This is a genomic window from Convivina intestini (assembly GCF_003096575.1).
Lineage (GTDB): Bacteria > Bacillota > Bacilli > Lactobacillales > Lactobacillaceae > Convivina > Convivina intestini.
The window spans coordinates 24,896-37,862 of record NZ_QEKT01000007.1 but is presented as its reverse complement, the minus strand read 5'-3'; the positions used below and the strand labels follow the sequence as shown (position 1 = coordinate 37,862).

Below are 12,967 nucleotides of genomic sequence, written 5' to 3'. Positions count from 1 at the left end.
TAATAAACATAAAAAAACCACCGACTTTACAGTTGGTGGTTTTAAAAACGAAAATAATAATATTAACGCTTTGAGAATTGTGATGCCTTACGGGCTTTCTTAAGACCTGGCTTCTTACGTTCCTTCATACGTGAGTCACGTGTCAAAAGACCAGCAGCCTTCAAAGCTGAGCGGAAGTCAGGATCAACAACCAACAAGGCACGGGCGATACCGTGACGAGTTGCACCTGCTTGACCTGAGAAACCACCACCATTAACGTTAACGAATACATCGTAGTTACCCAATGTTTCCGTAGCGTTGAATGGTTGCAAAACAACTTCACGCAAGTTAGGGAAAGGGATGTAATCTTCGATGGACTTACCGTTCATAGTAATTGCACCAGTTCCTGGTACCAAACGTACCCGGGCAACTGAGTTCTTACGACGACCTGTTCCGGCATATTGTACTGTTGCAGTCATATTTAGATTCTCCTTTCTTAGATTAACTTGTCGATGTCAAGTACTTCAGGGTTTTGTGCAGCATGCTTGTGATCAGCACCGGCATACACGTGCAAGTTCAAACCTTGTGCGCGTCCCAAAGTGTTCTTAGGCAACATACCCTTGATTGAAAGTTCCAAGAGCTTTTCAGGATCTTTCTGACGGTAGTCACCGGCAGTCCGTTCCTTCAAACCACCTGGGTGGTTTGAGTGATGGTAATAAATCTTGTCAGTGGCTTTCTTACCAGTCAACTTTACTTCGCTAGCATTGATGATGATAACATTGTCACCCATATCAACGTTTGGTGTGAAAGTTGGCTTGTTCTTACCACGTAAGATTGAGGCAACAACCGTTGACAAACGTCCCATTACGACGTCTTTGGCATCAATGATGTACCACTTTTTTTCGATTTCGCCTGGCTTGGCTAAAAATGTTGTACGCATAGTGCGCTCCTTTAATTTCTTGTTTACAGACTTGGTCGTTCCTTACCAAGATAATTACAATAAGTTTCCGGGGCTTATCGTGAGGTAAACAATACCGTTTCTCATTCTACCCAAACCAGGTAGTTATGTCAATGTTTTACACCTAAATTTTACTAATCAAAGGTGACATTTTCATTACCGGCATAAGAAGCCAACCGGGCCGAATGAATCGTTAATTGGTACAATACCTCTTCTTCTGGATGGGGATGCATCTTAGAAAAGATTGGGGCCTTAAAGTAACTAGCCACCTCGGACCACTGTTTATCAGAACGCGTCATCGTAGCCTGATTAGACTCAATCCGAGCACCGTTTTCATTTAATAAAGTCAAAATCGCAACTCGTTCATTTTGGGCCAGTTCCTTTACCTTAGTGGCATCGGGCTGACTTACCAGATACCAAACATTCGGTTGCTGGGGATCTGGGGCAAAGCCCATTAAGCGTGAACTGGGCTGGCCATCAACAGCCGTTGAAATAACAACCAAACCTTTAGCTGCTTGCATATACTCTTCAAATAATGTCATCAGTAATAACCTCCATTTGATATTAATTATACGCTATTTCGTCCAAGTATAAACCAGCAGCTGGAGCAGTATAACGGGCTTGTTCACGATCTTTAACCTCAATCAAACGCACAATATCATGTACCGGCCGACGACCAGTACCAATTTCTAAGAGCACACCCACCATGATTCGGATTTGATTATATAAAAAGGCATTTCCTTCAAAAATAAAAACTAATTCCTGTTCATCGGCTTTAACGATTACATCTGCTCGAGTAATCGTCCGCACGGTTGTCGCCGTTTCATTACCGGAAGCAGCAAAGGAGGCAAAATCGTGCTCGCCTATTAAATCGGGTAACGCTTCTTCAATCCGTTTGGCATCTAGCTGCCAATGGAAATGACCCGTGTAAACCCGTTTAAAGGGATCAACATAATCCTGAGTTGACACGCGGTAAAAATAGCGCTTAGAGTGACTACTAAAACGAGCATGAAAGTCGTCTGGCACTAGCAAAACTTCTTTAATTAAAATGTCACGGGGCAAAATGGTATTCAGGCCCTTACGAACACCCTCAGCTGGAATATCAAAAGGTAAATCAAAATGAATAACCTGGCCAAAGGCATGGACGCCAGTATCCGTTCTTGATGCCCCGACTACCTTGATGGCTGGTTGCGGGTTTTTTCCCATTTGATTAACGGCTTTAATTAATTCGCCTTGAACCGTACGTTCACGCTCTACTCCGCGTTTACTTTGCACTTGGAAGCCGGCAAAGCCGGAGCCATCATAGGCAACAACTGCTCGATAACGTGGCATTTCTTACTCCTTACCAACCCATTAAATTAATTAAACTAAAAACAATAATAAACAGTACCATCACTAAACCACTGACATAATCAGCTCGATGATAGGCTAAAACCCGATACCGAGTGCGATGATCAGCATCTTTAAAGCCACGTACTTCCATGGCATTAGCCAAGTCTAAGGCCCGTTGTAAGGCTCCAACAAAAAGTGGTACCAATAACGGCACGACTGCCTTAGCCCGCTTAATCGGCCCACCAGTGGAAAAACTCATCCCCCGGGATTTTTGCGCATTCATAATTTTTTGCGTCTCATCCATTAACAAGGGTACAAATCGTAAGGCAATTGACAACATTAAGGCCAATTCAGCAACTGGTACTCTCAACTTTTTTAAAGGCCCAAGTAATGATTCCAGTGCTGAAGCAATACTAGTTGGTGGTGTCGTCAAAGTCATAATCGTCGACATTAAAATAATCAGGACAAAGCGAATCACTACATAAATAGCATTAATAAAACCCGGTTGTGTAACCTTAATAAATTGCCACTGCCACAAAACTGGCTGCCCACCCGTAAAGAAAATTTGCAAAATAACGGTAAAGAGAATTAACCATAAAATCGGTTTAATCCCCTGCCAATACAGATTTAATGGCTGCTTGGTCAGATAAATCACACCTACTAAAAAAATCGACGCAACTAAATAGGTCCCCCAGCTGTTAGCAAACAGTAAAATCATAATATAGACAAAAGTTAAGATAATTTTCGTCCGTGGATCCAATCGATGAATCCAACTGTTGCCAGGAAGATAACGGCCAATCACGATACTATTCATGGATTGCAACCTCCTGATTAATGGCTTGAGCCAGCTGTTCAAGCGTCAATGGCCGTTCTTTAAATTGCCATCCTTGCGCCACCAATTGCTGGGCAAACTGACCGGCCGTGGGCAAATCCAAATGTACCTCTTTAAACCAAGATAAGGGCCGATTAAACAATGTTTTCGGACTTTCAGCAGCAACAACTTGCCCCTGGTGCATGACTAAAGTCCAATCTGCGACCGCCATCACCTGATCCATTTGATGTGAAATCAATACTACCGTCTTACCTTGCTTTTTTAAACCAAGCATCAGCTCAACTAATTCAGCCTGTCCTAAAGGATCTAAACCAGCTGCGGGCTCATCTAAAACGATAATTGGCGGATTCAAGGCTAAGGTCCCGGCAATCGCTACTCGACGCATCTGTCCCCCAGAGAGGGCAAAGGGAGACTTATCCCAGTGTTGACTGGGCAAACCAACCATAGTTAAAGCTGCTTGAGCCGCTTCCTTGGCAGCCAAACGGTCTTTTCCAAAGTTTAAAGGACCATACATGACATCTTCTAGCACTGTGTTAGCAAAAAGTTGACTTTCAGGAAATTGAAAAACCATCCCTACTTGTGCCCGCAAGGCTGTTAATTGCTTTTCTTTTGTCTGTGAGCTTAACTCAAAGTCATTGACTATCACTTTTCCGTTAGTAGGTTTCAATAAACCGTTAATATGCTGAACTAGGGTCGATTTACCCGAACCAGTTTGTCCAATGATGGCGGTTATTTTTCCAGATGGAATTGTCGTTGAAATGTCTTTTAAAATTGGCTGAGCTAAACTACCCTGGCCATAACTAAAATTTACTTGTTCAAAGGTGATAGCCATGCTAACAACTCCTGCTGGTTCATATAATTTTGTGGACGTGGGTCTAATCGTTGAATCAACTGCATACTAAAGGGTAGCTCCAACCCAATTTTAGCTAGAGTAGCTCCTTGTGCAAACACTTGATTAGGTTGCCCGTCCATGACTAACTGACCATCATTAACAACCACCACTCGATCAGCTAAACTGGCTTCATCCATATCATGGGTAATCGTAATTAAGGTCAACTCTGATCCATATAACTGCTTTAATTTTTTTAAAGTAGCTTGAACCATTTGTCGCCCATCAGGATCTAACATGGCCGTCGCCTCATCCAAAATAATAATCTTAGGTTCCAGGGCCAAGACACTGGCCAAGGCCACCCGTTGTTTTTGTCCACCAGAAAGATGATGCGGTTCACGATCAGTAAATTCTTCCATGCCGACCACTTCTAAAGCAGCCTGAATTTTAGCCGGCATTGCTTCACTAGGAACCTCTAAGTTTTCTAATCCAAAGGCAACATCATCAGCAACGGTTGCCCCCACAAATTGATTATCTGGATTTTGAAAAACCATACCGATTTGACTCCGAATTTCATCCACGGAATCCTCTGATAAAGTCTGACCCAGAACTGCAATCTCACCTTCATCGGCTACTAATAAGCCTAAAATCAACTTAGCTAAAGTCGACTTCCCAGAACCATTGTGACCAACCAAAGCTACCCATTGTCCCTGCTCAATATTCAGGTTCAATCCATCGAATAAGGGCTGGTTTTGATCATATTGATATTTTAAATTTTTAATTGTAATTGCTTTTTCCATTAAAGGCTATTTTATCATAATTAAAATAACCATGACTTTCTCACTAACTATCAGTCCAGTTTTCAGTTTTCACAAACTTATCACCTAATAACGGTTCAAAAAATGGTCTATTGGGATTATAATTATAAATTGAGTTATGTACTAAAAAATAATATTTCACAAGGGAAAGATATGACGAAAAAAAATATCATAGTCGTCGGAGCCGGTTTTGGTGGTGTTTTTGCTACTAAAAAACTAGCTAAGAAGCTCCGAGCTAAAAAAGATTACAACATTATCTTAATTGATAAGCACTCCTACATGACCTATATGACGGAGTTACACGAAGTAGCTGCTCAACGGGTTATGCCTGGACACGTCCAAGAAGATTTAGAACATCTTTTTGCTCATGATACTAATGTTGAGTTAGTAACTGCTGAAGTTGAGTCTATTGACAAAGACAATAAAACTATCACGACAACACGCGGTACCCTCCCTTATGAAAAGTTAATCATTTCAGTTGGGGGACAATCCAATGACTTTGGTACACCCGGCGTTAAAGAGTTTGGTTTTGAGCTCTGGTCGATGGAAGAATCGCTACGTATTCGCCAACAAATTGAAAATATTGTTGCTCAAGGAGCGGCCGAATCAGATCCTAAGCGCCGTGAACAACTGTTAACCATTGCAGTTGTTGGTTCTGGATTTACCGGTGCTGAATTAATGGGTGAATTTATTGATCAACGTAAAGTTCTTGCTCAAACCTACAAGCTTGATGAAAGTGAAATCAAGTTAGTTTTGTTAGAAGCTGGGGATGCGATTTTACGGATGCTAAGTGACCGTCGCCTAGCAGACAAAGCCTACCAGTACATGGTTAACAACGGTGTTGATTTGCGCATGAATTCAAAGGTGACGGGCGTCGATGAAAACGGTGTTATCTTTGATGATGGTAGTACGCTACCAACTAAGTCCTTAATTTGGACTGCTGGGGTTAAAGCTAAGTCAGCGGTTGCTGACTGGGGCTTTAAAACTGGCCGTGGTGGTCGAATTGAAGTCGATGACTACATGCACGCCATCAACGACGATGAACAGGTTAACAAGGATATTTACGCAGCTGGTGATACGATTTCCTATGTGGACGAAAAGACTGGCCCCGTACCACAAACAGTTGAAGGTGCTGAAAATGCCGCTAAGACTGCCAGCAACAATATCTTAAATGACCTTGGTTTGGTCGCTGATGCCAAAACTTTCGCTGACTTGGTTAAATATCATGGTTATGCCGTTTCCATTGGTTCGCACTATACAGTAGCCTCTCTAATGAAAAACTGGAACTTCTCTGGTTTCTTTGCTAGCTTGGCTAAGCATGGCATCAACCTTTACTTCTACTCTCAAATTCGTTCTGGTTATTCAATCTTCCACTACATGCTCGATGAATTCTTCCGGACAGCCAACGGTCGTAATCCTTTCCGTGGTACAATTTCACGCCAAGGGAATGTACTCTGGGCAACACCACTTCGAATTTTCTTAGGTGTATTTTGGATTTTAGCTGCGGTAGAAAGCCTAGGTCATTTGGGCAACTTCTACTGGCAAGGTGGACTAGCTAGCTTCCTGGAAATCATTGCCGGGGCTGGTTTGTTAATTGGTCTCTTTACTTGGTCGGCCGGTATTCTTTCAATTCTTTTGGCCCTGGCTGCCTGGATTTTTAATGGATTTGATATTTCTCAACTCTTTATCATCTTTGGTAGTCTAGCCGTCATGAACGGTTCTGGTCGTGGATTTGGTGTAGATTTCTTCGCTGTACCACTGCTTCAAAAGATTTTTGGTAAAGCTTGGTATGGTCAAAGTAAATCGCAATACGATGATCTTGATAAGTAGCGTATAATAAAAGGGTGTGGATTTTTATCCAGACCCTTTTGTACATAATAAATTAAGTAAGAAAGTATGATATGGCAATGCCCAACGACTTTACCCTATCCTCAATTTGGGATGATTTTCCCACATTAAAAACCGAATTAAACGAAGTAATCACTGTAATTAACGACAGCTGGGAAATCAATTTTTCAGAAATTGACCAAGCTATTCGTAGCCAGCTATCCGCTGGTAAACTACTACGGCCAGCTCTAACGTTATTCTTTACTGAATTAAGTGTTGAACCAGACCAGAATAGCCACCAGCAAGCCATTAAAATGGCTGCCAGTGTAGAACTCTTGCATTTGGCTACACTTATCCACGATGATATTATCGACGAATCTAAATTACGTCGGGGTAGTGCTAGTATTCAGAGCGCTTTTGGCAAAGATACTGCCGTGTACGCTGGTGATTATCTATTAACTGGTATGTTTTCTTTAATTAGTCAAGTTAATAAACCTAATCTAAACACTCAGGTTATCCACAGTATTCAACGGATTCTCTTTGGCGAATTATACCAAAAACAAAATCGCTATAATACAGCAAACACTTTTGAAAACTATGTCCAACAAATGGATGGTAAAACCAGTGCACTTTTCCAACTCGCAATGTTTTACGGTATTCATTCGGGGACTAGGGATGCTTCAAATACAGTCAACGAATTGGTCAAGGAATTTGGTCGTAAATTAGGAATTTCATTTCAGCTGTTTGATGACTATCTGGATTTCAGTAATAATGCTAACTCAAATATGCTTGGTAAGCCCAAAAATCAAGATATTCGTAATGGTATATATACTGCTCCTGTACTGTTTAGTCTCGAAGACGAACAATATCGTAAACCCATCTTAGACCTGTTGAACTTACGTGATGATATCAGCGATCCACAACTAGATGAACTGCAGGAATTAATTATGGCCACATCAGCCATGGAACGTCTGGAAGATTTATTATATAAGTATCAGCAAGATTTGAACGATCTTATCGAGAGATTACCGGCACCAGCCTTACAACAAAACCTCCAGCGATTAGTCAATAAACTAATAGAACGCCAAAGCTAACAAAAAAACCCTGTTACTTACAAGTAACAGGGTTTTTAATACATATTAATCAACAAGCTCCAAAATAACCATTTGAGCCGCATCACCACGGCGTTGAACAGTCTTTAGAATGCGTGTGTAACCACCATTTCGTTCTGAGAAACGAGGAGCAACATCATCAAACAACTTTTGCAAGACAGTTTGAACCTTAATGTCACCATCATTTTCCTTGACGTCAGCGATTTCGTTACGAACAAAGGCAGCTGCCTTACGACGTGAAGACAAATCTCCATGCTTACCAAGGGTAATCATTTTGTCAGCAGTCTTACGTACTTCCTTAGCGCGTGCTTCAGTTGTAGTAATACGACCATTGATTAGCAAATCAGTAGTCAAATCACGTAACATTGCCTTACGCTGAGAAGATGTACGGCCTAACTTACGGTATCCCATCAGTGAATCCTCCTTTTCCAAATATTTTAAAAGATCAATTAATCTTCTTTACGGAAACCCAATCCCATATCAGTTAACTTTTCTTGAATTTCGTCTAATGACTTACGACCCAAGTTACGAACCTTCATCATATCATCTTCAGTTCGATCAGTTAATTCAACAATGGTATTGATACCAGCTCTTTTCAGACAATTGTATGAACGAACTGATAAATCCAAATCTTCAATTGGTGCTGAATCGGTTGAACTAGCAACAACAGGTTCTGATTCCACCATTACACTAGCTTCAGAAGCTACAGGTGAAATGTCCATAAACAAATTTAAGTGTTCAGTCAAAACCTTTGAACCTAAACTTAAAGCGTCACTAGGTGTGATTGAACCGTTTGTCCAAACTTCCATCGTCAACTTATCATAATCATCACGAGAACCCACACGAGTGTTTTCTACATGGTAATTAACGCGATCAATTGGCGTATAAATAGAATCGACTGTCAAAACACCAATTGGCATTTCTTCACGCAAATTCTTATTTTCATCGGCAGAAGAATATCCACGACCCTTTACAGCAGTAACTGTCATATGCAGTAACTTGCCAGAAGCTAATGTAGCAATATGCAAATCTGGGTTAAGCACCTCAATATCTGCACTGCCTTGCAAATCAGCAGCTGTGACATCCAATGGACCTTGAACGTCAATTTCTAGACTGTGTTCTTCTTCTGAATCAGTTGCCAAAACAACTTTTTTAAGGTTCAAAATTAATTGTGTCACATCTTCAACAACACCATCTACAGTTGAAAATTCATGAACGACACCATCAATTTGAACAGTGTTGATTGCCACACCAGGAAGCGATGATAGCATTACTCGACGCAAGGAATTTCCTAGTGTCGTACCATAACCACGTTCAAGGGGTTCTATGACAAAACGGCCATAGCTGGCATCCTCTTCAATGGGATGAATTTTTGGCTTTTCAAATTCAATCATCAGTAAATTCGTACCCCCTCTTTCAAAGCAGAAGCAATGAAATTCAATTAAACACGACGACGCTTTGGTGGACGTGATCCGTTATGGGGAACTGGGGTAACATCCTTAATAGATGTAACTTCCAGACCAGCTGCTGCCAAAGCACGAATTGCTGATTCACGACCAGAGCCAGGGCCCTTAACAGTAACTGCAACTGAGCGCATGTTCATTTCCATAGCGCCCTTGGCTGCAGCTTCAGCTGCCATTTGAGCAGCAAAGGGAGTTGACTTACGACTTCCCTTAAAGCCTAATGCACCAGCTGATGACCATGCAACAGCATTACCTTGAGCATCAGTAATCATGACGATGGTATTGTTGAAAGTAGCATGGATATGAGCCACGCCAGTTTCAATATTCTTCTTCACTCGACGCTTACGCGTTGTGCGACCTGCCATAATATTTGCCTCCTTTTCAATACTTTTTATAATTTCTCGGGCTAATTAAATAACCAACATTACACAACTAAGGTTGTGATAATCATGTGCGGCATCGATTAGGATACAACGCTTATAACGAAAGTTAGACCTTCCCTACAAATGCTATTCTCCAAAAACGAGTACTGCTAAAGAAGTAATCTTTACTTCTTCTTACCAGCAATTGCTGTAGCTGGGCCTTTACGAGTACGGGCGTTGTTCTTCGTGTGTTGTCCACGAACGGGCAATCCCTTACGGTGACGAATACCACGGTAAGCGGCGATTTCTTGCAATCCCTTGATGTCAAGTGACACCTTACGACGCAAATCACCTTCCAACTGCAAGTTCATTTCACCGATAGCATTACGGATAGCATCTTCTTGATCAATGCTTAAATCACGTACGCGCACGTCTTCTGAAACCTTAGCTTCTGCCAAAATCTTTTGTGCAGTTGAATTACCGATTCCGTAGATGTATGTTAAGCCGATGACAATACGCTTGTCACGTGGCAAATCAATACCTTCAATACGAGCCATAACAATTTACCTCCTTGTTGTATTTTGAAAATAACATTTATGTTTAATTTCAATCAATATTAATGAAGCTGGTAAGTTTACTTACCAGCACGTTGCTTATGCTTGGCGTTTGCAGGGCAAATAATCATTGTCCGGCCGTTACGCTTGATAACACGGCAAGCATCACACATTTTTTTAACTGATGGACGTACCTTCATAATCTATTCCTCCTATTCGGTTAACTGATTATTAGACCGCCCCGTTTAGATTAACGGAAACGGTAAGTAATACGACCCTTAGTTAGATCGTAAGGCGACATCTCCACTGTAACACGGTCTCCGGGCAAAATACGAATAAAATTCTTACGAATCTTACCAGAAACATGAGCTAAAATTACCGCCCCATTTTCAAGTTCAACTTGAAACATTGCATTGGGCATCGTCTCTTTGATTTTACCCTCAATTTCAATGACATCATTAGCCACGCACGTTACCTCCAAGTAAACGACATAATCGATAAGTGCATAACCTATCGAATTATATCAGAATTATTAACATTTATCAAGAAACTTAGCCTATGCTAAAGCATCTAGGATTTCTTTAACTGACTGATAAATACCATCTAAATCACCATTACCGTTGATAGTGTGTAAAACACCTTCAGCTTGGTAATAGTCAACTAATGGTAAATTAGCAGCCTTATTAACAGCCAAACGATTATCGATGATTTCAGGAGTATCATCAGCACGACCACGACCCAACAAGCGTTGGCGCAAAATGTCATCTGAAACTTCAAAATAAAGAGTAGCTGACACACTGGTACCATGCTCTTGTAAGTACTGATCTAAGAAACGTGCCTGGTCCTCATTACGAGGATACCCATCAAGCATGAAACCGTGCTCTTGAACATCTGCTTGACCTAGTCGATCAGCAACCATAGCACTTGTTATTTCATCAGGAACCAAATTTCCAGCGTCCATATACGAACGCGCTTGCTCACCTAACTCGGTATTCTGAGCTAAGTTAGCACGGAAAATATCACCTGTACTGATATGAACAACGGGATAATCTTTGACAATTAAATCACCTTGGGTTCCTTTACCTGCACCAGGCAAACCCAAGAGAATTAAATTCATAGCCATTAATAGCCTCCTATTAAGCTAAAAAGTTATTGAATAAATCCTACATAATTCTTCTTTTGAATCAGACCTTCAATTTGTCGAATTAAATCAAGTGTAACCCCGATTGTAATTAGCAAACTGGTACCACCCAATCCAATTTTTTCGTTTAAGCCCCAAACATCTGAGGCAATTAAAGGAACCAATGCCACAAAACCAAGGAACAACGCTCCTACAAAACTTAGGTGCAGAAGCATCGCCGTGATGAACTTTTGCGTCTCTAAGCCAGGGCGCACATTGACAATGTAAGCCCCTTGCTTTTGAAGATTTTCTGCCAATTTTTCAGGATTAACCTGAACAAAAGCATAAAAATAAGTAAAGATGATAATCAATACTGTATAGAAAATGGCACCTGAAACAGTCGTCATGCTAAAGACTTGCTGAAGCACCTTATACCACTGCGCAGTTCCAAACTTATCTTGAAAGGCAAACAAAATTGTCTGTGGTGTACTAATAAATGATGAAGCAAAGATAACTGGAATAACTCCAGAAACATTTAATTTAAGTGGTAGATAGGCTTCGCTTCCATAAGAAGCAGCCGACCTAGTATATTGTATTTGCAACCGACGAGTTGCTTCATAGAACCAAGTCGTTATACCAACAACCAAAATAATGGCAGCGATAATCACTGCGGTAAATACCCAACCAGTAATCAAATCACTTTGACTTCCAGCCTGTAGGACATTCTCTTTATAAATTTCATAAAGACCATCGGGAATTTGAGAAATAATACCAGCAAAGATAATCATGGAAACACCATTACCTAAACCTTTTTCAGTAATCATTTCCCCCAACCAAACAGCAAAGAATGTACCTATGGTCATAATTGCCCCAATAATAACAAAGGACATAACATTATTCGTCTGCTTAACTAATCCATAAGCGGAAAGGGAATTAAATCCGGCTGTAATACCGATTGACTGCAGAAAAGCAAACACAATGGTTAACCAACGCGTTGCATTATTCAACTTTCGTCGACCAACTTCCCCTTGCTTACTCCATTCAACAAAGCGAGGCACGATATCTAATTGCAAAAGTTGCACAACAATCTGTGCAGTAACATACGGCGAAACTCCCATTGCAAATAACGAGAAGTTCAGTAGTCCACCACCAGAAAAAATGTTTAGAATATTCAAAAGCCCATTGCTAGCCATCGAATTCATAGCGGCCGGATTAACACCGGGCACTGTGATATGAATTCCAATTCGATAAACAAAAAGAATTAGAATAGTCCAGCCCAATTTCTTCCGAATGTCTTTCTCACGTACTGCATTAAATAACGTGCTAAGCATTAAATCACCTCGGTTGAGCCACCAGCTTGTTGGATTGCTTCAACTGCCGCTTTAGAGAACTTATTAGCCTTGACAGTCAACTTCTTTTCAATCTTACCTTCGCCAAGAATCTTAACTCCAGATTTTGCGTTCTTTACCAAACCTGATTCAATTAGCAAAGTTGGAGTAACTTCAGTACCATCATCAAAAGTATTTAACTTTTCCAAGTTCACGATAGCAAACTCTTTACGAGAAATGTTTGTGAACCCACGCTTTGGAATACGACGGTACAAAGGCATCTGTCCACCTTCAAACCCCAAACGTGTCTTTCCACGAGCCTTTTGACCCTTTTGACCACGTCCAGCGGTTTTACCGTTTCCGGATGAAGTACCACGACCTACGCGGTTGCGTACTTGACGTGAACCAGCTGCTGGCTGTAATTCATTCAAATTCATCTTTTGGTCCCTCCTT

General features: G+C 41.1%; 18 protein-coding genes. 2 read left to right on the top strand and 16 right to left on the bottom strand.

Features of this window, described 5'->3' with window-relative positions; translation table 11 throughout:
• Positions 1–62: 62 nt before the first annotated feature.
• The 7 genes from rpsI to C7384_RS06080 all read right to left on the bottom strand — a co-directional run bounded on the left by rpsI (position 63) and on the right by C7384_RS06080 (position 4,730).
• Positions 63–458 carry a 30S ribosomal protein S9 gene (gene rpsI / locus C7384_RS06110; protein WP_089939580.1) on the bottom strand — a complete coding sequence of 132 codons (396 nt, stop codon included), beginning with the start codon at positions 456–458 and terminating at the stop codon, positions 63–65.
• 17 nt (positions 459–475) lie between these two features.
• Complete coding sequence (gene rplM / locus C7384_RS06105; RefSeq protein WP_089939584.1) at positions 476–919, bottom strand: 50S ribosomal protein L13; 444 nt, start codon at positions 917–919, stop codon at positions 476–478.
• A gap of 152 nt (positions 920–1,071) precedes the next feature.
• Positions 1,072–1,479, bottom strand: a complete 408-nt coding sequence (locus tag C7384_RS06100; RefSeq protein ID WP_089939589.1) for a pyridoxamine 5'-phosphate oxidase family protein — start codon at positions 1,477–1,479, stop codon at positions 1,072–1,074.
• A 22-nt stretch (positions 1,480–1,501) separates the two neighbouring features.
• Positions 1,502–2,269, bottom strand: a complete 768-nt coding sequence (gene truA / locus C7384_RS06095; RefSeq protein ID WP_089939592.1) for a tRNA pseudouridine(38-40) synthase TruA — start codon at positions 2,267–2,269, stop codon at positions 1,502–1,504.
• A 10-nt stretch (positions 2,270–2,279) separates the two neighbouring features.
• On the bottom strand, positions 2,280–3,083 hold the full coding sequence (locus tag C7384_RS06090; RefSeq protein WP_089939595.1) for an energy-coupling factor transporter transmembrane component T family protein: 804 nt from the start codon (positions 3,081–3,083) through the stop codon (positions 2,280–2,282).
• A complete protein-coding gene (locus C7384_RS06085; protein ID WP_089939598.1) occupies positions 3,076–3,933 on the bottom strand; it encodes an energy-coupling factor transporter ATPase in 858 nt (285 codons plus the stop codon). The genes C7384_RS06090 and C7384_RS06085 overlap by 8 nt, the downstream gene beginning before the upstream one ends.
• Positions 3,909–4,730 carry an energy-coupling factor transporter ATPase gene (locus C7384_RS06080; RefSeq protein ID WP_089939601.1) on the bottom strand — a complete coding sequence of 274 codons (822 nt, stop codon included), beginning with the start codon at positions 4,728–4,730 and terminating at the stop codon, positions 3,909–3,911. Before C7384_RS06080 ends, C7384_RS06085 begins: the two co-directional genes overlap by 25 nt.
• Before the next feature lie 171 nt (positions 4,731–4,901).
• Between C7384_RS06080 and C7384_RS06075 the strand changes: the two genes are divergently transcribed.
• Positions 4,902–6,578, top strand: a complete 1,677-nt coding sequence (locus tag C7384_RS06075) for an FAD-dependent oxidoreductase (protein ID WP_089939603.1) — start codon at positions 4,902–4,904, stop codon at positions 6,576–6,578.
• A 71-nt stretch (positions 6,579–6,649) separates the two neighbouring features.
• Positions 6,650–7,669: a polyprenyl synthetase family protein gene (locus tag C7384_RS06070; RefSeq protein ID WP_089939606.1), complete on the top strand. Its 1,020-nt coding sequence runs from the start codon at positions 6,650–6,652 to the stop codon at positions 7,667–7,669.
• Positions 7,670–7,714: 45 nt separating this feature from the next.
• Here C7384_RS06070 and rplQ read toward each other — a convergent pair whose 3' ends face one another.
• From rplQ to rplO, 9 genes are all read right to left on the bottom strand, one after another.
• Positions 7,715–8,098: a 50S ribosomal protein L17 gene (rplQ, locus tag C7384_RS06065; RefSeq protein WP_089939609.1), complete on the bottom strand. Its 384-nt coding sequence runs from the start codon at positions 8,096–8,098 to the stop codon at positions 7,715–7,717.
• 38 nt (positions 8,099–8,136) lie between these two features.
• Entirely contained in the window at positions 8,137–9,081 is a 945-nt protein-coding gene (locus C7384_RS06060) for a DNA-directed RNA polymerase subunit alpha (RefSeq protein WP_089939612.1), read from the bottom strand.
• A gap of 47 nt (positions 9,082–9,128) precedes the next feature.
• Positions 9,129–9,515, bottom strand: coding sequence for a 30S ribosomal protein S11 (gene rpsK, locus C7384_RS06055; protein ID WP_089939615.1), 387 nt, complete (start codon positions 9,513–9,515; stop codon positions 9,129–9,131).
• Between the two features lie 182 nt (positions 9,516–9,697).
• Positions 9,698–10,069: a 30S ribosomal protein S13 gene (gene rpsM, locus C7384_RS06050; RefSeq protein WP_089939618.1), complete on the bottom strand. Its 372-nt coding sequence runs from the start codon at positions 10,067–10,069 to the stop codon at positions 9,698–9,700.
• A gap of 77 nt (positions 10,070–10,146) precedes the next feature.
• Entirely contained in the window at positions 10,147–10,266 is a 120-nt protein-coding gene (rpmJ, locus tag C7384_RS06045) for a 50S ribosomal protein L36 (RefSeq protein WP_089939621.1), read from the bottom strand.
• Positions 10,267–10,316: 50 nt separating this feature from the next.
• The gene (gene infA / locus C7384_RS06040) at positions 10,317–10,532 is read right to left on the bottom strand and encodes a translation initiation factor IF-1 (RefSeq protein WP_089939625.1); all 216 of its coding nucleotides are present in this window, start codon (positions 10,530–10,532) and stop codon (positions 10,317–10,319) included.
• Positions 10,533–10,622: 90 nt separating this feature from the next.
• Entirely contained in the window at positions 10,623–11,189 is a 567-nt protein-coding gene (locus C7384_RS06035; RefSeq protein WP_089939628.1) for an adenylate kinase, read from the bottom strand.
• A gap of 26 nt (positions 11,190–11,215) precedes the next feature.
• On the bottom strand, positions 11,216–12,517 hold the full coding sequence (gene secY / locus C7384_RS06030) for a preprotein translocase subunit SecY (RefSeq protein ID WP_089939631.1): 1,302 nt from the start codon (positions 12,515–12,517) through the stop codon (positions 11,216–11,218).
• Positions 12,517–12,951 (bottom strand): 50S ribosomal protein L15, encoded by a 435-nt coding sequence (rplO, locus tag C7384_RS06025; RefSeq protein ID WP_089939634.1) that lies wholly within the window; start codon positions 12,949–12,951, stop codon positions 12,517–12,519. The genes secY and rplO overlap by 1 nt, the downstream gene beginning before the upstream one ends.
• Between the last annotated feature and the right edge of the window lie 16 nt (positions 12,952–12,967).